General features: G+C 64.3%; 18 protein-coding genes. 17 read left to right on the forward strand and 1 reads right to left on the reverse strand.

Features of this window, described 5'->3' with window-relative positions:
- Nucleotides 1–7 precede the first annotated feature (7 nt).
- Genes AB8M85_RS13850 through AB8M85_RS13870 form a run of 5 tightly spaced genes read left to right on the forward strand, consistent with a single transcriptional unit; the run spans nucleotide 8 to nucleotide 8,129 of the window.
- On the forward strand, nucleotides 8–2,968 hold the full coding sequence (locus AB8M85_RS13850; protein WP_372699424.1) for a phage tail tape measure protein: 2,961 nt from the start codon (nucleotides 8–10) through the stop codon (nucleotides 2,966–2,968).
- Between the two features lie 25 nt (nucleotides 2,969–2,993).
- Nucleotides 2,994–3,812 (forward strand): hypothetical protein, encoded by an 819-nt coding sequence (locus AB8M85_RS13855; protein ID WP_372699425.1) that lies wholly within the window; start codon nucleotides 2,994–2,996, stop codon nucleotides 3,810–3,812.
- 18 nt (nucleotides 3,813–3,830) lie between these two features.
- Nucleotides 3,831–6,053, forward strand: coding sequence for a hypothetical protein (locus AB8M85_RS13860; RefSeq protein ID WP_372699426.1), 2,223 nt, complete (start codon nucleotides 3,831–3,833; stop codon nucleotides 6,051–6,053).
- Between the two features lie 58 nt (nucleotides 6,054–6,111).
- Nucleotides 6,112–7,425: a hypothetical protein gene (locus tag AB8M85_RS13865; RefSeq protein WP_372699427.1), complete on the forward strand. Its 1,314-nt coding sequence runs from the start codon at nucleotides 6,112–6,114 to the stop codon at nucleotides 7,423–7,425.
- Entirely contained in the window at nucleotides 7,422–8,129 is a 708-nt protein-coding gene (locus tag AB8M85_RS13870; protein WP_372699428.1) for a hypothetical protein, read from the forward strand. The genes AB8M85_RS13865 and AB8M85_RS13870 overlap by 4 nt, the downstream gene beginning before the upstream one ends.
- Nucleotides 8,130–8,286: 157 nt before the next feature.
- Here AB8M85_RS13870 and AB8M85_RS13875 read toward each other — a convergent pair whose 3' ends face one another.
- Complete coding sequence (locus AB8M85_RS13875) at nucleotides 8,287–8,478, reverse strand: helix-turn-helix domain-containing protein (RefSeq protein WP_372699429.1); 192 nt, start codon at nucleotides 8,476–8,478, stop codon at nucleotides 8,287–8,289.
- 71 nt (nucleotides 8,479–8,549) lie between these two features.
- On the opposite strand from AB8M85_RS13875, the gene AB8M85_RS13880 reads away from it, so the two are divergent.
- The 12 genes from AB8M85_RS13880 to ftsX all read left to right on the forward strand — a co-directional run bounded on the left by AB8M85_RS13880 (nucleotide 8,550) and on the right by ftsX (nucleotide 18,014).
- Nucleotides 8,550–8,897 carry a hypothetical protein gene (locus tag AB8M85_RS13880; RefSeq protein ID WP_372699430.1) on the forward strand — a complete coding sequence of 116 codons (348 nt, stop codon included), beginning with the start codon at nucleotides 8,550–8,552 and terminating at the stop codon, nucleotides 8,895–8,897.
- A gap of 203 nt (nucleotides 8,898–9,100) precedes the next feature.
- On the forward strand, nucleotides 9,101–9,406 hold the full coding sequence (locus AB8M85_RS13885) for a hypothetical protein (RefSeq protein ID WP_372699431.1): 306 nt from the start codon (nucleotides 9,101–9,103) through the stop codon (nucleotides 9,404–9,406).
- Nucleotides 9,407–9,469: 63 nt separating this feature from the next.
- Nucleotides 9,470–10,525 carry an N-acetylmuramoyl-L-alanine amidase gene (locus AB8M85_RS13890; RefSeq protein WP_372699432.1) on the forward strand — a complete coding sequence of 352 codons (1,056 nt, stop codon included), beginning with the start codon at nucleotides 9,470–9,472 and terminating at the stop codon, nucleotides 10,523–10,525.
- A 10-nt stretch (nucleotides 10,526–10,535) separates the two neighbouring features.
- Nucleotides 10,536–10,892, forward strand: a complete 357-nt coding sequence (locus AB8M85_RS13895) for a hypothetical protein (RefSeq protein ID WP_372699433.1) — start codon at nucleotides 10,536–10,538, stop codon at nucleotides 10,890–10,892.
- Nucleotides 10,893–11,445: 553 nt separating this feature from the next.
- Nucleotides 11,446–11,760, forward strand: coding sequence for a pilus assembly protein (locus tag AB8M85_RS13900; RefSeq protein ID WP_372699434.1), 315 nt, complete (start codon nucleotides 11,446–11,448; stop codon nucleotides 11,758–11,760).
- A complete protein-coding gene (locus AB8M85_RS13905; protein WP_372699435.1) occupies nucleotides 11,750–12,208 on the forward strand; it encodes a hypothetical protein in 459 nt (152 codons plus the stop codon). The genes AB8M85_RS13900 and AB8M85_RS13905 overlap by 11 nt, the downstream gene beginning before the upstream one ends.
- Before the next feature lies 1 nt (nucleotide 12,209).
- Nucleotides 12,210–12,728: a hypothetical protein gene (locus tag AB8M85_RS13910; protein WP_372699436.1), complete on the forward strand. Its 519-nt coding sequence runs from the start codon at nucleotides 12,210–12,212 to the stop codon at nucleotides 12,726–12,728.
- A 17-nt stretch (nucleotides 12,729–12,745) separates the two neighbouring features.
- Nucleotides 12,746–13,864 (forward strand): peptide chain release factor 2, encoded by a 1,119-nt coding sequence (gene prfB, locus AB8M85_RS13915; protein ID WP_372699437.1) that lies wholly within the window; start codon nucleotides 12,746–12,748, stop codon nucleotides 13,862–13,864.
- Nucleotides 13,865–14,635: 771 nt separating this feature from the next.
- The gene (locus tag AB8M85_RS13920; RefSeq protein WP_372699438.1) at nucleotides 14,636–15,427 is read left to right on the forward strand and encodes a CoA transferase subunit A; all 792 of its coding nucleotides are present in this window, start codon (nucleotides 14,636–14,638) and stop codon (nucleotides 15,425–15,427) included.
- Between the two features lie 4 nt (nucleotides 15,428–15,431).
- Nucleotides 15,432–16,082: a CoA transferase subunit B gene (locus AB8M85_RS13925; protein ID WP_372699439.1), complete on the forward strand. Its 651-nt coding sequence runs from the start codon at nucleotides 15,432–15,434 to the stop codon at nucleotides 16,080–16,082.
- A gap of 238 nt (nucleotides 16,083–16,320) precedes the next feature.
- Nucleotides 16,321–17,103 carry a cell division ATP-binding protein FtsE gene (gene ftsE / locus AB8M85_RS13930; protein WP_372699440.1) on the forward strand — a complete coding sequence of 261 codons (783 nt, stop codon included), beginning with the start codon at nucleotides 16,321–16,323 and terminating at the stop codon, nucleotides 17,101–17,103.
- Complete coding sequence (ftsX, locus tag AB8M85_RS13935; RefSeq protein ID WP_372699441.1) at nucleotides 17,100–18,014, forward strand: permease-like cell division protein FtsX; 915 nt, start codon at nucleotides 17,100–17,102, stop codon at nucleotides 18,012–18,014. The genes ftsE and ftsX overlap by 4 nt, the downstream gene beginning before the upstream one ends.
- Nucleotides 18,015–18,028 lie beyond the last annotated feature (14 nt).

The following is an 18,028-nucleotide window of genomic DNA, read 5'->3' on the forward strand; positions in this document are numbered from 1 at the left end:
GTATTCCGTGGCCGATCGCCGGGTAAAGGTCATCTACGAGGCGCAGATCGCCAACTACAAGTCGGCGATGAAGGAAGCCGCGAACTCGACGAAGGATCTTGAGGAGAAGATCAAGAGCTCGGGGGATGCCGAGGCGAAGGCCGCGGCGAAGCGTGGCAAGGCCCTCCAGACGCTGGCGCCGGCCGTCACAGCTGTTGGTGTGGCGACGGTTACCGGTTTGGGTCTCGCGGTCAAGGCCTCGGCCGACTTCGACAAGGCAATGTCCGGCGTCCAGGCGGCCACGCATGAGACTGCCGACAACATGTCGCTGCTGCGTGAAGCGGCCATCAAGGCAGGCGCGGATACGGCGTTCTCGGCTTCCGAGGCGGCGGCTGGCATCGAGGAGATGGCGAAGGCCGGCGTCTCGACGGCCGACATCATGAACGGTGGTCTGGACGGGGCGCTTGCCCTGGCCGCCGCTGGCAGCCTGGATGTCGGCAAGGCATCAGAGATCGCGGCCTCGGCACTGACCCAGTTCAAGCTCAAGGGGTCCGACGTCAGCCACGTGGCCGACCTGCTGGCAGCGGGCGCAGGCAAGGCCCAGGGGTCCGTGGAGGACCTCGGGAGTGCCCTGAACCAGTCCGGTCTCGTAGCTGCCCAGACCGGGCTGACCATCGAGGAGGCCACGGGTGGGCTTGCCGCCTTCGCGTCGGCCGGTCTGACTGGTTCCGACGCGGGTACCAGCTTCAAGACGATGCTGCAGTCCCTCACGCCTTCCTCGGAGAAGGCCGCGAAGCTCATGGACGAGCTCGGGATCTCCGCCTACGACTCCCAGGGCAACTTCATCGGCCTGTCGGAGTACGCGGGTGTCCTGCAGGACTCCCTGCGTGGTATGTCCGACGAGCAGCGCAACGCCACCCTGAAGACCATCTTCGGCTCCGACGCAGTCCGCGCCGCATCGGTCCTGTACGAACAGGGCGCCGAAGGCATCGAGAAGTGGGAAGGCGCGGTCAACGACGCCGGCTTCGCGGCCGAGACGGCAGCGATCAAGCAGGACAACCTCGCTGGTGACTTGGAGAAGCTCGGAGGCGCGTTCGACACCGTCCTGATCCAGTCCGGCTCCGGGGCCAACGAGGCCCTGCGCGGTCTCGTCCAGGGCCTCGAAGGCGTAATCGACGCAGTTGGCCAGATCCCGGCGCCAGTGCTCTCGGTCGCAGGCATGCTTGCCGGCGTTGCAGGCGGCGCGGCGATCCTCGGCGGTGGCCTAATCACCGTTCTGCCGAAGATCAAGGACACCCGGGACGCGATCCGCACTCTCGCAGGAGAGGGCAGTCGCGCCGATCGGGCGTTTGGCAAGGCTTCGCGCGGAGTGGTTGGCCTCAGTAAGGCAGCTGGCATCGCCACCGTGGCGCTGGTCGGACTCGAAGTAGCATCGCAGATCGCCGGGACCGGCCTTGAAGATCTCGGGTCACAAGAGCAATTCACCGGGGCTATCAAGAAGTCCGCCACGGACATCAATGCTGCCCGCGCCGAGTTGGACAAGTTCGCCTCCGCGACCGGCTCCGGCGGAGCCGAGATCTCCAGCTTCGGGCAGGCACTGGACACCCTGGACATGAACGGGTTCCTGCAGACCCTCGACTTCGTGGGGTCGGGATTCGGCTTCTTCGATTCGGACATGAAGCTCGCCAAGGAGTCGGTGACCCGCTTCGATGGTGCGCTCTCCACCCTCGTCTCGGGCGGCGACTTCGAATCGGCAGCGTCCGGCTTCAGGCTCGCAGCCGAAGAGGGCAAGAAGACCGGCATGACCGTCGAGGAAGTCGCGGGCAAGTTCCCGGCCTACCTTGACGCGCTCCGCGCCGCCGCTTCGAATGCAGGAGCGACAGCGAGCGAACAGGAGATCCTCAACTGGGCCCTAACCGGCACAGCGCCAGCATCGGTCCAAGCTGCGGAAGGCTCCAAGGAACTCGACGCAGCCCTGCAGGAAGTCGGCGTCTCCACCGAGGGCGTCGTCTCGGACATGCAGACCTTCCTGGACCTGCTGTTCCAGACCGGTGTGCTGACCATGTCCTCACGGGACGCGCAGGCGGCCTACGAGGAGCAGCTCGATTCCGTCGATAATGCACTCAAGACCATCACCGAATCCGGCGGCGAAATGGGCCGCACACTGAACAAGAACAAGACGGACTTCGACCTCACCACGGCGGCCGGACGCCTCGCCAACGACACCTTTCAAGGCCTCGCACGCTGCGGCATGGAAGAAGTCAAAGCGCTCGCCGAGGAGGGTGTCGGGCAGGATGTCCTGCAGGGCAAGCTGAAGGGCACCTATGAAGACTTGGTGGCCACGGGGAAGCGGTTTGGGCTGACGGCCGAGGACGCACGGAATCTGGCGCGAAAGGTGCTTGGAGTCCCGGACGGGGTGAAGATCAGTTCATGGTTCTCCGAAACAGCTGAGAGGCAAGTCGAGAAGCTCGACAAGGAGTTGGACGGCGTCGATGGCCGGGTAGTGAATGCCTGGTCGAACCTGCACCGGGTGACGATCTACGAGACGAAGGGCAGCGCGCCGCCTCGCACCGGGAAAATCTATCCCGGCCAGCGGGGAGCCTACGAGTCGGGCGGGAAGCTTCCGGGGTTCGACGGTGGAGGCCAGCTGCCGAAGACGGGCCTCGGGACGGACCAGATACTCGCCCTCGACTCGAAGACAGCCCGCCCTGTGGCGTGGCTGGACGACGAGGAATGGGTGATCAACGGTGCGAACTCCCGCAAGTACGACCGGGAGCTCGCCGCGATCAACGCGGGCACGTTCCCGAAACTGCCCGGGTATGCCGACGGGCGGGCAATCAACGCGCAGTCGGCGGCGGCGTTCGATGCCGGTTCCATCGCCGCAGCGGTGTCGGCGGCGATTTCCCGTTACCAGCCTGTCGTGTCCCTTGGCGGACGGGAGTTCTACGGGGTCATGCGGGACACGGAAAAGCAGTTCACCCGCCGCTAATTCATCAACATCAGGAGGCCCAATCGTGTCCATCTATCTTGGCCAGTTGGGCCGTCTGGTGGAGTTGAAGTGCCCGGCACAGCAACAGGTGGCTGCAGAGGATAGGTTCTCGTTCCAGACAACGCTGGAGGGCCGGGTGAAGGCGCAGGTGCGTCCGGTGGGGCGGCGTACTTGGCAGGTCGGCACATCGGATGCGACGACCCCGGCCCAGCAGGGCGCGATCATGTCGTTCCTGAATGGGGAGTGGGGACCCGGCCCGTTCGTGTTCGTTTCCGCGGATGCCCCGGTGACGAACATGCTGTCCCCGGACGCGGCTTCGTGTGCACCGGGTGCATTCACTGCGGGGCCGGGGACGGCCGTCGGCGAGGCGGGTCCGCTGCTCACCCCCGACGGGTGGGCGGGGCGCTCCTACTCGAACAACGGCGCCGGGGCCATATTTCACGGCTCCGAACAGGTTCCGGTGATCCCGGGGTCCAAGGCGACCGCGTCGGCCTATGTGCTCGGGGCTGGCGCATTCGTGCGTATCGCCTGGTACGACGCCGCCGGGAACGGGCTGGGCACTGCGTCCTCCACGATCACCGCGACGGCCGGCACGGTCGTCCAGTCGTGGATCACCGCGACTGCCCCGGCGGGCGCCGCGTCGGCCTTCGTGTGCTCGGTCAACGCGACCGCATCGGCGCTCCCGGCACTCACATGGACGGACACGCTCTTCCCACGCTCAGACGGCCAGGGTTGCCCGAAGGCGGTTGTCCACGGCGCGTCCCGCAACCTCGTGCTGGCTTCCCGTGAAGCGCGGGGAGGCCGGTACTCCAACATTTCATTCACGGTGCAGGAGGTGGGCTGATTGCAGGCTGGAATCCTCGTGGACAGCGGTGTTCGGGCGTTCACTTCCCGCGTGCTCGTCAACGGTGTGCAGCGAGAGCACATTTCCTGGTCGGTGGACCGGGAGCTGTCCGGTGACATGCCGGATCAGGTTGTGGCGGCATCCGGTATCAAGCAGGCGACCGGGACGATCGTGTTAGCTGGCGAAGATGTCGAAACGATGGCACGGAACCCATTCAACAGTTCGACGGGATGGTTGCCTCGCAAGGGCGACCAAGTGCAGATCTTCGCCGGAGACGAGACCACCGAGTGGGTCCAATTCACGGGCGTTATGGACAAACCTTCCGGGGACGCCAGGGGCGGCTTCCAGGCAACGATCATCGACGACTACGACAAGCTCTCGGCGTCGGTTTCGCACCTGCCGCTTCTGCGGATCATGCCGCCTCTGGTGGAGACAGACCCCTACCGCGGCGTCGGCCTGTCCTCAATCCACTACGTCGATCATGCGTTGCGTACGGCGGGCTTCTATTCGACCCCGCCGACCGAGTATGACAACGCCATCGCGGTGACCTGCCAGGGGTCGATGTGGCCCAACGGAGAGGCTGCCGGCACGCTGGTTGAGGGTGGCGCGTACGACACCACGGGCTCGCACCATTCGAACAACACGGCCCCGTGGGGCTGGTCGGTCGGGAACTTCAACAACAAGTACAGCCCCCGGGTCTCCTACGCGTCCACGAAGACCGTTCAACTGACTGCCATGGTTGCCCCCGATCACGCTGGAAGCTTCTTCCTGACCGCCTACTACGGGACCGCCACGGTCCAACTCGCGGTTGGCACGACCCGCGTTGCGATCCTCCGCGTCAACGGAACCGAAGCCTGCCGCGTCACCCTCGGCGCCGCAACCATCGTCACCGCACTTCTCAAGGGCGGCGTGGTGACCTTGAAGACCGACGTCGGCGCGACGGCGACCGGGTCCGCGACCATCGGCGGGGCGGCCATGACTTCGGTCCTGACTTCCGGGGATGTTGCTACCCGCGTGGCAGGCCTACAGGTGTCCCATCCGGCCACGGCGTCCCAGGAGTTCGCGTCGCTGGATTGGATTCCATCAGCGGTCCTCGACCTGTCCAACGTCATCCACATCGGGCTGATGGACGCCGGGCCGGGGATCGAAAACCGGGAAGCATCCGCCCTGCTCAAGGACATCAGCGGGTCCTTGCTGGTCGGGCTCTGGATTGACGAGCTGGGCGTCCTGCAATTCGTCCCCACGCTTGCACTCCGGGCCCGCACGCCAGTCCGCACCCTAACGACCCTTGACGACATCCTCGACCTCGACTGGGAAGACTCCCTCCTCGGGTCACGGTCCAAGGTCACCGTCACGGGGAGGATCCCCGCCATCGACAAGGGCCGCTACCGGAACCGCGAGCTATATCAAGGGTCCGGGGAATCACTGCGGGACGGCGACGTCAAGGAGCAGTTCATCGGCCCCGAAGCCGACGTTGACTGGATCATGCCGGACGAGGATCCGCAGATCATCAACTCCGGCACCGTTGAGGCGGCATTCAATGCCGGCCGCGGTTCGTTCTTCATGGCGACCATTTCCAGTGACACCGACAAGACCAACAATTGGGGCCAGCAGTATGTGACGTTTGGCCTCAGTCGGGTTGCGTCGCGAACCTACAAGCTCTCCCATGCCGTGGGGGCGCTCCCGGCTGGTTCGCAGATCAAGTTGCAGACCGCTGTCGATCCGGACTTGTGGCCGAAGTGGCAGGAGTATGCGGGGCCAATCATCCGCGGCTTCGGGCGGGTCGAATGGACGGAAGTGTCCGTCACGCCGACGACCGCTGGCGGGATTGGCCCGGAGCTCGTGCACGACGTCGGGGTGTGGAACAACCGCACCGACGACAACGAGTGGCTTTCGAGGATCGCCGACTACCTGGCTGGGCAGACCGCGACACCGCTGCCAACCATCACTGGACTCGAGGTGGTTGATGATCCGCGCCTGCAACTGGGTGATGTGGTGACCGTGTCCTCTGAGCGCCTGCTCGGCGTAACGATGGACGCGTTGATCGTGGGCATGAACCGCAGTGGGGACAAGGACGGAACAACGCTGTCCCTGTCGGTGCGGATCATCAGCGTAGAGACCACGTTCACCACCTACAAGGCGTACAACGACGCGCTGGCCGGGGCGAACCTGACCTACCCGCAGTGGGACGCACTAGGACCGAAGCCGCAATCCTACGGCCAATTCAACGACGCCGCATAAGGCATAAGCACGGAAGGTCCCCGCAATATGGGGTCCTTCCCTAATTCTGGGAGGCACTATGCCCGAATACACGACCGGCGGCATCCAGTACCCGATCGCGGGGGATCTGATCAAGCAGGACAGCGTCGAAGCGAAGCTGGCCCGCGACATGATGACCCTCGCGCAGACCGCGGACAACGCGATCAAGGTTGAGGGAGAGCGGGCGGAGAACGCAGCCAAAGTCGGCGTACTCGAAGAGGTCAACCCACGGATTGACGACATTCTAGGAACGGCCGTCTTTGGCGGTGACGAACGGCTGTTGGATGTCAGCCCAGTCGCCGGCGTATTCTTCGGCGTGGTTGACGCGCAGGATCGGCGCACAGTCCTTGAAGTTGGGCTCGACGGTGACTTCACAGAACAGGCCGCAACACGAGTCGGTCGCTCAGTTGGCCTCGCGTCCGTGGACCTTGACAACGGGCCGGCGTTCGCAGTCGTGGACGCCGAAGACCGGATCATCTTCGCCCCGAGCAGCGGTTGCTCCACCGCAACCCCGGCCCTGCCCACCAGCGACTGGGCGCATTGGGGTGACTCCCTTACCGATGATCTGCTGACAGGCGCACAGTCCTGGACTGCACAGCTGGCCGCGCTGACCGGGAAGCAGCACTACAACGGCGGCTGGTACTCGCAGGAACACGACCAGATAGCGGCACGCCAAGGCGGGCTACCCGCCCTGGTCACCCTCGCCGGGAACACAACCGCCGCGTCCGGCCCGTCGACCGTTACAGCGATCACGAACAGTCCGGTGCTCTACTCGCCCAACCGGGCGGTGGCCGGCACCCTGGCGGGCATCCCCGGAATCCTTGCCGAGTCCACGGCTGACACCGTGATCTTCACTCCCGACACCCCCGGCACGTACCCCGTGCCGCCCGGTTCCCGCTTCACCCCAGCGAACGGCACAGCCTACCGCGACCGGATCACCACCATTTGGGCCGGACGCAACGGATACCTGAACATTCCCGTCCAGCGGACCATTGCTTCCACACAGGCAATGATCGACTACCTCGGCCCGGACGTGAAACGCGTCATCGTCATGGAGATACCCCCATCCGACACTAACCCCATCGGCGGGCCGGGCCGCGCCGAACTGGACGCCTACAACGCCGCACGCAAGGCAGCATTCCCGGCCTACTGGGACGACACCGCCACATGGCTGCGCACCGCCGCAGCAGCAGCGGCGGCCGGCATTACCTGGACTGCGCAGGATCTCACCGACATTACCAACGGAGTAACCCCTACGTCGTTCCGTTCGGACTATATCCATTTCAACGCGACCGGGTGCAAGGCCATTGCGTACCGGGTCCACCAGATTGCACAAGAAAGAGGCTGGCTATGAGCAAGATCATCACCGTGGACGATGCTATCGCAGATCCGTTCGCGCCCCGTATTATCCGCACCCCTGGCTATGGCGGTTACGCGGCGCGGTTTATCGCCGGTCATCTGAATTTGCCTGTTGGTGCGCAAGTCGCCGAATGGGATTCCGTAGCTGGAAGTGTGCCAACGAAGCTGCAGAAGCTTTCTTCCGCCGCCGCATCGACTTTGACCGTGGGAGAGGAAAACGGTATCCGACACGTGCATGCGCCGGGCGACTCACCTAACGGAGGCCGGCTGCTAGGACCGCACACCGCACAGCGTCCAATCACGATTGCCGCCGTAGTCAAAGCACCGTACGACACCGTTCAGTTCCTGGGTGCCACCGGCATTACGTTCACCCGTAACACCACCGGCACCGGCCACTATCAAGCCAGCTCCGGCACGAACAACGCGTTCTCACAAACACAATCAGGCAACGGCTGGGTGTTCCTGCTGGTCACGCAGACCAGCGACGAGTCGTTCATCTTCCGTGCTGGAACTGAGGAAGTCCTGAAAGCTCCGGCCAACGTCCCGCCGACGAGCTTCGGTGGCCTGTACTTCGGCCCCGGCGCCGTCGGCTCGCAAGCGGACGTCAGGGAAATGATCTACTGGCCCGAATACTTGAACCTTGAGAAGCGCGATGCTGTGCACCAGTACATGATTTCCCGATACCCGGACATCGCCTAGGTCTAGGCGGGGAGCGAATCAACCTCATGGTCGGGCTGCGGGGCGCTGGGAGATCCGGCTGGTGCGGAAAGGGCACGCTTTACGACTGCGGGCACTCCCGCCACGAACGTGTTGGGCGGCACGTCTTTTGTGACCACGGAACCTGCGGCGATCACGGTCATGCAACTCTGATGATCTTGTGGACTTGCTGGCGGGACAGGCCGAGGCGGGCTGCGAGCTCTTGCGCACTCACCCCGGCTTGCCGTGCTGCTTTCAGTGCGGCGTCTCGTTCGGCGGCCACGTGGATGAATTTCTGGTTGGCGGCGACCAGCCTGTCTTGTGCTGCCTTCGCTACCTTTATCGTGCTCACGGCATCACCATAGTAAACCCCCGCGACAACGCAAGCGGGGTGCACAGTCTCGAGCCCAAGGGGGGCAAACCATGATCGAGTGGGTTCCGATTCCCGGGCTTGAAGTCCTCGGACCAGACACCATCCCGAACACGAACATCCCGTGGGACACGCTCCTGGGGAACCTGTCAGGTGCTGCGATCGGGGGCATCGCGATCCTGATGATCCTCACGGGCAGGCTCGCCACCCGGATGCACGTGAAGGCACTCACGGACCAGATCGCCGACAAAACGGCGACGATCCACGAGCAGGCCGTCACGATCCGGGAGCAGCGGGACATGCTCGTCACCCTCTCCAAGTCCACGCAGACCATCGAGCATGTGGGGTCGGTCGTGGAACACACCATGAGCACCATCAGCGACCAGAAGGCCGGTGATTAGCCAGTGTGGCGAACCCGAAAGACAGCCCCCCGGCCAGACCCAGCACAAGACACCGCCCGCACCGAAGCACGCGAGGCCCTCGCGGACGTCCGGGCCATGCGCGACGGTATCCATGCCCGCCACGGCAGGCTCCTGCGGCTCGGGCACGTCCTGGATGAGATCCGGGAAGAGAACCACTTCAACTGCAAGATATTCGGAGACACATGAGCGTCGCAGCAGCTGCAACAGCAATCCTCACCCTCGCCGTCGCAGTGACCGGGACGTTCGGGCTCGGGATCTACACGGCTGTCATCCCGTGGTGGCGGTCCAGTGCGGGCCGCGCCTACTTCAGCATCTTCAGCTCGCTGATTCTCGTTGCCTGGCATTTCGTGCTCGAGGTTATCCTCGGGCAGTCCCCGCCGTGGGTTGAGCCGGTCCTGATCCTGGTCGTGTTGGCGGCCATCGTGTTCAACATCCAGACGGCGCTCCGCAAGCAGATCCACGGCTGGCGCCGCCGCCGCGCCGGATAGCAGAACCCCAACCCCGGGCCCCGTCACATGGCGGGGCCTTTCCCATGCCAGGAGGCAAATACCATGAGCGATTTCTACCTGCTCGAGCACGACACCGGGAAGCCCTTCCAGTACGGCCGCACTCGCCGCAACGGGGGCAAGCCGACCGGGACCTGCGTGGTCCACACCGCAGAGAACACCATCGACTTGACCGGCCGCGACGACGGAGCCGAGGACGTCGCCCGATTCATCGCCCGGCGCGCCACCTACGGCTCGTACCATTTCCTCTGCGACTCGGACTCCCTGATCTTCATGGCGCCGGCCAACTACGAGGTCTGGCACGACACGGCGACCAACAACTTCTCCTACGGCGGGTCCATGGCCGTCCAGGCGGACAAGTGGGACACGATCCCCAAGGACCGCCGGGACAAGATCGTCAGGAACTGCGCGGCCGGGTTCGCTTCGTTCGCGAAGTGGCTGATGGACGAGCACGGCATCACGGTCCCGGCGAAGCGGATCACCCGGGCCCAGGCGCACAGAGGCGTCCCCGGCTTCCTGGGACACGGGGAGTCGGACCCGGCCCGCCGGCACGATCCGGGGGCGGAGTTCGACTGGGAGCTGTTCCTGTCCGAGTTCGCCCGTCTGACCGGGCAGGCGGGTTCGGTGAAGCCGTCCGGTTCCTTGAAGCCCAAACCGAAGCCTTCGGGGGCCAAACACGTGAGGGTGCAGACGAACAGCACCCGGCCGAACGGGTCCACGACGTTCCCAACAGACTACGAGGACCTGTTGGTCGACAAGGACTTTGGCGAGTTCACGGTCGGCGCCCTGCAGATCCTCCTCCACGCCCTCAAGCGCTGGAACAACGGGCGCTGGGATGGCGACTTCGAGGACCTGACGGTCGAGGACTTCCAAGAGCAGCTCCGCGCCATGGACTACTACAAGGTGACCCCGTTCGCGGCCCGCGGCGTCCGGAAGGGCGTGCGTCTGAAGGTCGACGGCGCGGACGGGTACTGGTTCTGGGTCGAGGTCCAGCGGATGCTCGCCGACCGCGGCTTCTACCCGCGTGACATCGACGGCGACCCGAAGGGCTGGACCATCCGTGGCCTGCAGCTCTGGCTCAACGACAACAACGGAAGGTAAGGGAACGGCCATGCTCACATCAATCTTGCGGACGGTGGTCCCCTACGTGTGGGGCATCATCGTCGGCTGGGTCCTGTCCATCGTGCCGGTCCTGGAACCCCTGCGCGCCGACCTGCTGGCCTACGGTGACCTGGCGGTCCCGGTCATCGCCGCGATCCTAGCGGGCGCCTGGTACACGCTCTGGCGGTGGCTCGAACCGCGCCTGCCGGACTGGCTGACCCGGATCCTGCTCGGCTCCGCCAAGGCCCCCACGTACTGGAACGAGAACACCATCTCCGGCGACGTCGACCAGGACGCGACCGTGCACGATCCCATCCCCGGGACGACGATCGCGGACGACACCCCGCCCCGGCACCTACGCGAGTAGCTGCACGGATCATGCGCCCCACCCCTCCACCATGGAGGGGTGGGGCGCTTTCGTCGTGCCTACAATCATCAGGTGGAGTCGGGCAGGGAAGACGAGGTGGTTCCAGGGCGCGCTGCGCGCCGGGCGGCCCGGGACGCGTTGATCGTGGAGCTGCGCCTCCGGGGCTTCTCGTTCCAGGAGATCGCCGACCGTGCCGGCTGCTCCGTGGGAACCGCGCACCGCGTGGCCACCTCCGCCTGTCGGCGCTCGCCGGGGGGAGTAGAAACCCCGGAATCATGCGGATCTGGCCTCGGTGAGATCAGGCACCGTTCATATTGATGTCCGCGGTCTTGGTCGCCGCGTTGCTTGCCATCGCCGGCCCCCGGCTGAGCGACCTGTTCAACCAAGCGATCAACAGGGTTTCCGGACTCGACTGAAGATGGTCACAGCCGGCCGGCAACAGGCATGCAAACGGAAGCGCCCCACGGAGGTTTCCGGAAGTATCCGAGACCGCGCGGGGGCCGAGCATGGTTCCGCGGTGGCGGAGTTCGTCATGGTATCCGCCCTGCTAACCATGCTGTTCATTTCCGTGCTCCAGCTGGCACTGGTTCTCCACGTACGCAACACCCTGGTGGACGCAGCAGCGGCGGGAGCGCGGTTTGGCACGTTGGCGGACCGTTCGCCGGCCGAGGGAGCGGCACGCACCAGCGATCTAATCGGCGCGGCCCTGGGCCCGGGCCTTGACGCGGACGTCGATTACCAGCGAATCACCATCGGGGGCCAGCCCGGGGTGCGCGTGACCGTCAGCACGCCCTTTCCCCTGCTGGGCTACTTCGCCGTGGCAGGGCACTTGAATGTCAGCGGGGAAGCGGCCAGCTATGGGGACTGAGGCATTCCCCACCCGGATCCGGCGCACGTATTCGATGCTGCTGGACCGGGAAGAAGGGTCCTCCATCGTTGAATTCATCTTCCTCGGCGTTCTACTGCTGGTCCCGGTCACCTACCTGATCATCAGTGCCTCCCAACTGCAAGCCGCGTCGTTCGCGGCCGTGGGGGCCGCGGACCATGCCGCCCGGACGTTCGCATCGGCCGAGGACGAGGCCGAAGGAGCAGCCCGGGCACGCAATGCAGTGGATGTCGCCGTGGCGAACCTTGATATGGACGCGAACGCAGCAAGCATGGAATATCGCTGCTCACCGGCGTGCCTTGAACCGGGATCGATCGTATCCGTGGAGGTGTCGATCAGTGTTCCCCTGCCGTTCCTGCCCTCCGGCGTTGACCTCGATTTCGGTAGGGCATCGTCGTCGGCGACCGTCCGCGTCGATCGGTTCGGCTGACATGTGCGCAAACATCGATCGGCGGCTTGGCGCACCTTCCCCACCGGAAGAGCAGCGGCGCTTATCGCGGAACTGGGTGGCGGCGGAGACAATCGACGAAGCGGGGCAGTCAATGATCCTGATCATTGGCTATGTGGTCATCGTCCTCCTAGCCGTCAGCGCGACGCTGGCGGCCACATTGGTCAATACCGAGGCACGGAAACTGCTCAGCGTCGCCGACAGCGCCGCCACAGCGGCAGCGGACAGCTTCGAAATCGAGAACGAGAGCGGGAGCGACACGCTCAGGATCCGGCTGAGCGATTCCGGCGTTGCGGCCGCCGCTTCGAAGTATGTCAGCGACGTGGGAGCCGCAAGCCGGTTCGAGGGTTTTTCGATTACCCGGGCTGGAGCCAGCGGCGATGGAATGACCGCCGTGATCGGACTGCGGGCAGTCGTCCGTCCGCCGATCGTGGGCTGGTTTGTCCCAGCAGGAATCCCGATCAGTGTTGAGTCAAGTGCCCGTACCGGTCTCACCAGATGACGTAGTCTTGGAAGATCATGGCCACATCTGACTTTTCCGCGGAGATCCGCGACCTGCGTAATACATTCGCCTCCATCGAAGCCGTTACCGATGTCGAACGGATCAGGGAAGACATCGCGGAGCTATCCGAGAAGGCCGGGGTCCCCGACTTGTGGGACGACCCGGCATCGGCCCAGAAGATCACGTCCAAGCTCTCCCACCGCCAATCCGAGCTCGAACGCATTGAACGTCTTGAATCGCGAATTGACGATCTCGAAGTCCTGGTCGAGCTGGCGGGCGAGGAGGACGACGCGGATTCGCTTGCCGAGGCCGAAAAGGAACTGACGTCGCTTCGAAAGGCACTGAGCCAACTTGAAGTAGTGACGCTGCTGGCCGGTGAATACGATGAACGAGCCGCCGTCGTCACCATCCGTGCGGGGGCCGGTGGTGTGGACGCCGCAGACTTCGCAGACATGCTCATGCGCATGTACTTGCGCTGGGCCGAGCGACATGGCTACCCGACGACAGTGATGGACACCTCGTATGCGGAAGAAGCGGGGTTGAAATCCGCAACCTTCGAGGTCAACGCCCCCTATGCCTTCGGTACCCTTTCAGTTGAAGCCGGAACCCACCGTCTGGTGCGGATTAGCCCCTTCGACAACCAGGGGCGACGGCAAACGTCTTTCGCCGCCGTCGAGGTCATTCCACTCATCGAACAGACGGACTCTGTCGAGATTCCGGACAATGAGCTTAAAGTCGATGTCTTCCGTTCCTCGGGGCCCGGGGGGCAGTCGGTCAACACCACGGACTCGGCGGTGCGCATGACCCATGTACCCACTGGCATCGTGGTCTCGATGCAGAACGAAAAATCCCAAATCCAGAACCGGGCCGCAGCGCTCCGTGTGATGCAGTCGAGGCTGCTATTGGTGCGCCAGGAGGAGGAGAACGCAGCCAAGAAGGCTCTGGCCGGTGACGTCAAGGCCTCTTGGGGAGACCAAATGCGTTCCTACGTTCTCAACCCCTACCAGATGGTCAAGGACCTGCGTACCGAACACGAGGTTGGGAACACCGGCGCCGTGTTCGACGGCGAGATCGATGACTTCATTGATGCTGGTATTCGTTGGCGGGCCAACGCCCGGCAAGAGGCGGCTCAGTAGGTACAGGAGCAAGCCGCCACCAAACCGGCCGAATCTCGTCGCATCCCGTCCGTAGGCGATCAGGTCAAGCAATGATTCGTTGGGAGGGCGCGTCGCCATTTGGCCCACGACCCAAAGCATCCGCAGCCTCGGCGCGGCATGAACGGGGGATGGGTAGACGAATTAGCAGGAACGCGCGATCGTCACCGTAGGCGCCCGCGGCATCGGCAGAGCATGTGCGCGCGTCTTCGCCTGGTAGGCAGCGAATGTCTCCGCTGCCCACATCCACGGACTGGCCTGGGGAAGTCCCGCGTCCGGGGTCGGCGGTTCCACCTGGCGGGTCGATCTCTCAGACAGGGGAACCGTCGATGACCTGAGGCTGGATGTCGACATCCTGGTGGAGTATGCAGGTACCCGCCCGATCGATACGGTCCGTGAGCTCATTCCGGACGACTAGCCGCTGATACACCGCTCATGGTGGAAGCACGGATTCGGGGAGCAGGAAGTGCCCACGAAGATGTAGCGTGCCGAATCAGCGGTCAAGCCTCTCGTCGAACCGGAGGTAGTTGCCCCGCTCGTCCGTGTGGCTGGCCGCATCGGACGCTGTCACCGGGGCCTCCCGGGGCGATGGACGGGTGGTTGGAGCGGCTGCCGATGTGCGCCGCGGCAGGGCCGATGGCGGCGGCGTCGCAAGTTCACGATATGTTGGAAAGTAACGCCGGTCACAACCCTGGAGGTGTGCCGCACGTACAGCAATCGTCGGGTCAGGTATGGGAGGTCATGGAATTGACGATGGACAAGAGTGTCGGATCGGCTGCGGAGGCCGTGGCCGATATCGGGGACGGTTCCTCGATTGCCGTAGGCGGCTTCGGGCTTTCGGGCAATCCGATGGTGCTGATAGAGGCCCTGCTGGAACAGGGAGCCACCGACCTGTCGGTGGTCTCGAACAATTGCGGCGTCGACGGGTGGGGTCTTGGCGTGCTGCTGGCCGCAGGCCGGATCCGGAAGATGACGTCCTCCTACGTGGGGGAGAACAAGGAATTCGCGCGCCGCTACCTCCATGGCGAGCTCGAGCTGGAATTGACCCCGCAGGGGACGTTGGCCGAGAAGCTGCGCGCCGGTGGTGCCGGCATCGCCGCGTTCTACACGCGCACCGGCGTGGGCACGCAGGTTGCCGAGGGCGGACTGCCGCAGAAGTACGATGCCGAGGGCAACATCATCCAGGGCTCGAAGGCCAAGGAAGTACGCACTTTTGCCCCCGCCGGCGAGCCCGACGAGTTCGTGCTGGAGGAGTCGATCGTGACCGACTTCGCGCTGGTGCACGCGGCCAAGGGGGACAAGCACGGGAACCTGGTGTTCAACAAGGCGACCCGGCAATTCGCGCCACCGGCTGCCATGGCCGGAAAGGTCTGCATCGCCCAGGTCGAGGAGCTGGTGGAGCCCGGGCAGATCGACCCGGATGCGGTCCACCTGCCGGGTATCTACGTGCACCGGATCCTTGAAGTCGGCACCGGGATCGAGAAGCCGATCGAGAAGCGGACCGTGCGTGCAGCCGGTGCCGACGCGACGACGAAGGAGGGCTGAGGACATGGCGATGACACGCGAGCAGATGGCGGCCCGTGCCGCACAGGAACTGGTGGACGGGGCGTATGTGAACCTGGGGATCGGGATGCCGACCCTGGTCCCGAACTACATCCCTGAGGGCCGGACGCTGGTGTTGCAGTCCGAGAACGGGATCCTGGGGGTCGGGCCCTACCCGGCCGAGGAGGACCTGGACCCGGACCTGATCAATGCCGGCAAGGAAACCGTGACGGTGAACCCGGGGGCGAGCTTCTTCGATTCGGCGACCAGCTTCGGGATGATCCGCGGAGGGAAGATCGACGCCGCGATCCTGGGCGCCATGCAGGTCTCCGCTACCGGGGACCTGGCGAACTGGATGATTCCCGGCAAGATGGTCAAGGGCCCCGGTGGGGCCATGGACCTGGTCCACGGTGCCCGGGAGGTCATCATCCTGATGGAGCACACCGCCAAGGACGGGACACCGAAAATCGTCAACGAGTGTTCCCTGCCGCTGACCGGAAAGGGAGTGGTCAACCGGATCATCACGGACTTGGCCGTCATCGACGTCACCGATGAGGGACTCGTGCTCATGGAGACCGCCCCGGGTGTGGGCATCGAGGAAATCCGCGCCGCCACCGAACCCGAACTGACCCTCGGCGGGGACCTCTCCGAGGCTTAGGCGGCGCTGCTGCGTCCCGGCTGGGATGGGTTGGTTCGTCCTGCCGACGTGGGTGTCCAGCCGTGAGGCCGCGGGGAGGCCATCGCCACCGGCTACGGTCGCTGCCGACACGCGCCGCCGCCTGCGCCGGTGGGACAACGCCTGACGCTAGAGTGCTCAGAGCCGGTGCTGTACGTTCCCCCAGCCAAGCCCCGCATATTTCGGACACTGACCGGTAGTCCGTGTGGGCAGAACTGCCATGATCAGATTTGAGCACGTCACCAAGGTCTACGACCAGAAATCCCGTCCGGCACTGGACGACATAGATGTCGAGATCAACCGAGGTGACTTCGCTTTCCTCGTCGGCGCCTCCGGGTCCGGCAAATCGACCTTCATCAGGCTCGTTCTGCGCGAGGACCAGGCGTCCCGTGGGTCGGTCCACGTCGCCGGCCGCAATGTCGCCCGGATTCCCAACTGGCGTGTCCCGCGTATGCGGCGCGGCATCGGCGTCGTCTTCCAGGACTTCCGCCTCCTGCCCAACAAGGACGTTTTCTCCAACGTCGCTTTCGCCATGCAGGTCATCGGCAAGAGCCGGGCCTCCATTCGCAGCACAGTTCCCGAGGTCCTGAAAACCGTCGGACTCCAGGGCAAGGAGAAGCGCATGCCCAACGAACTGTCCGGTGGCGAACAGCAACGGGTGGCCATTGCCCGGGCCATCGTCAACCAGCCGGGCATTCTGCTTGCCGACGAGCCGACCGGCAACCTCGACCCGGCCACCAGCGTGGGCATCATGAACATCTTGGACAAGATCAACCAAAATGGGACGACCGTGGTCATGGCCACGCACGACGACGACATCGTCAATTCCATGCGCCGACGGGTGATCGAGCTTTCGGAAGGCCGGCTGATCCGTGATGAACAAGCCGGCGAATACACCGCCATGATCCCCATCATCAATCGCGACGGCTCGCGAGAACTACGGACGGCCGATCCGCAGGACCAGGCCATCGCGCCCTTCGACACCGAGGAGGATGAAGCATGAGGCTGGCATTCATCCTCGGGGAAATCGGGTCTGGACTACGTCGCAACCTCTCGATGGTCGTCTCGGTTGTCCTGGTGACCTTCATATCCCTGACCTTCGTCGGCGCCGCGGCACTGACACAGATGCAGATCACGCAGATGAAGGGTTTCTGGTACGACAAAGTCGAGGTCGCCATCTTCCTGTGCGGCGAAGACTACGGATCGCAGACGTGCGCCGATGGCGCCGTTACTGATTCGCAGCGTTCGGCGATCAAGGGGATGCTGGATTCGGCTGCGGTAAAGCCCTACGTGGAGAGCTATGAGTACGAGTCGCAGGACCAGGCCCTCCAGCACTTCAGGGAACAGTTCAAGAACTCGCCGATCGTCGACACGGTGACCGCGGACCAGCTGCCGGAGTCGTTTCGGGTCAAGCTGGTCGATCCGGAGAAGTACGACGTCATCAACGAGTTGTTCTCCTCGATGAAGGGGGTGGACACGGTCATCGACCAGCGGGAATTGCTGGAGAAGATCTTCTCCATCATGAACATCGCATCCCTTGTCGCGGTCGGCATTGCCGTGGTGATGATCTTCTGCGCGGTATTGCTGGTGGCGACCACCATTCGACTCTCGGCGTTCAGCCGTCGTCGCGAAACGGGCATCATGAGGCTGGTGGGGGCATCGAAATTGTTGATCCAGCTACCCTTCGTCCTGGAGGGTGTCATTGCCGCGCTCATCGGCGCGGTGTTGGCCTCCGGAACGCTGTGGGCCGTGGTCAATTACCTGATCCAGGGCAAGCTTGCGGTGGAGTACCCCGACACGGCGTTCATCGCCTCCGGTGAAGTTTTGCTGGTTGCACCGGGCCTGCTTGCGCTGGGTGTCGTGCTCGCTGGTGTATCGTCGGTCCTGACCTTAAGGCGCTACCTGAAGGTTTAGCTTGCGCCGCGCTT

The sequence above is a fragment of the Arthrobacter sp. JSM 101049 genome, assembly GCF_041679245.1.
GTDB lineage: Bacteria > Actinomycetota > Actinomycetes > Actinomycetales > Micrococcaceae > Arthrobacter_H.

Bases quoted from the DNA above. Each gene is read 5' to 3' on its own strand.
- AB8M85_RS13890 (WP_372699432.1), top strand. From the start codon at position 9,470: ATGAGCGATTTCTACCTGCTCGAGCACGACACCGGGAAGCCCTTCCAG.
- AB8M85_RS13885 (WP_372699431.1), top strand. From the start codon at position 9,101: ATGAGCGTCGCAGCAGCTGCAACAGCAATCCTCACCCTCGCCGTCGCA.
- AB8M85_RS13865 (WP_372699427.1), top strand. From the start codon at position 6,112: ATGCCCGAATACACGACCGGCGGCATCCAGTACCCGATCGCGGGGGAT.
- AB8M85_RS13920 (WP_372699438.1), top strand. From the start codon at position 14,636: ATGGACAAGAGTGTCGGATCGGCTGCGGAGGCCGTGGCCGATATCGGG.
- AB8M85_RS13905 (WP_372699435.1), top strand. From the start codon at position 11,750: ATGGGGACTGAGGCATTCCCCACCCGGATCCGGCGCACGTATTCGATG.
- AB8M85_RS13895 (WP_372699433.1), top strand. From the start codon at position 10,536: ATGCTCACATCAATCTTGCGGACGGTGGTCCCCTACGTGTGGGGCATC.
- ftsX (WP_372699441.1), top strand. From the start codon at position 17,100: ATGAGGCTGGCATTCATCCTCGGGGAAATCGGGTCTGGACTACGTCGC.
- AB8M85_RS13925 (WP_372699439.1), top strand. From the start codon at position 15,432: ATGGCGATGACACGCGAGCAGATGGCGGCCCGTGCCGCACAGGAACTG.
- prfB (WP_372699437.1), top strand. From the start codon at position 12,746: ATGGCCACATCTGACTTTTCCGCGGAGATCCGCGACCTGCGTAATACA.
- AB8M85_RS13870 (WP_372699428.1), top strand. From the start codon at position 7,422: ATGAGCAAGATCATCACCGTGGACGATGCTATCGCAGATCCGTTCGCG.
- AB8M85_RS13910 (WP_372699436.1), top strand. From the start codon at position 12,210: ATGTGCGCAAACATCGATCGGCGGCTTGGCGCACCTTCCCCACCGGAA.
- AB8M85_RS13900 (WP_372699434.1), top strand. From the start codon at position 11,446: ATGCTGTTCATTTCCGTGCTCCAGCTGGCACTGGTTCTCCACGTACGC.
- ftsE (WP_372699440.1), top strand. From the start codon at position 16,321: ATGATCAGATTTGAGCACGTCACCAAGGTCTACGACCAGAAATCCCGT.
- AB8M85_RS13880 (WP_372699430.1), top strand. From the start codon at position 8,550: ATGATCGAGTGGGTTCCGATTCCCGGGCTTGAAGTCCTCGGACCAGAC.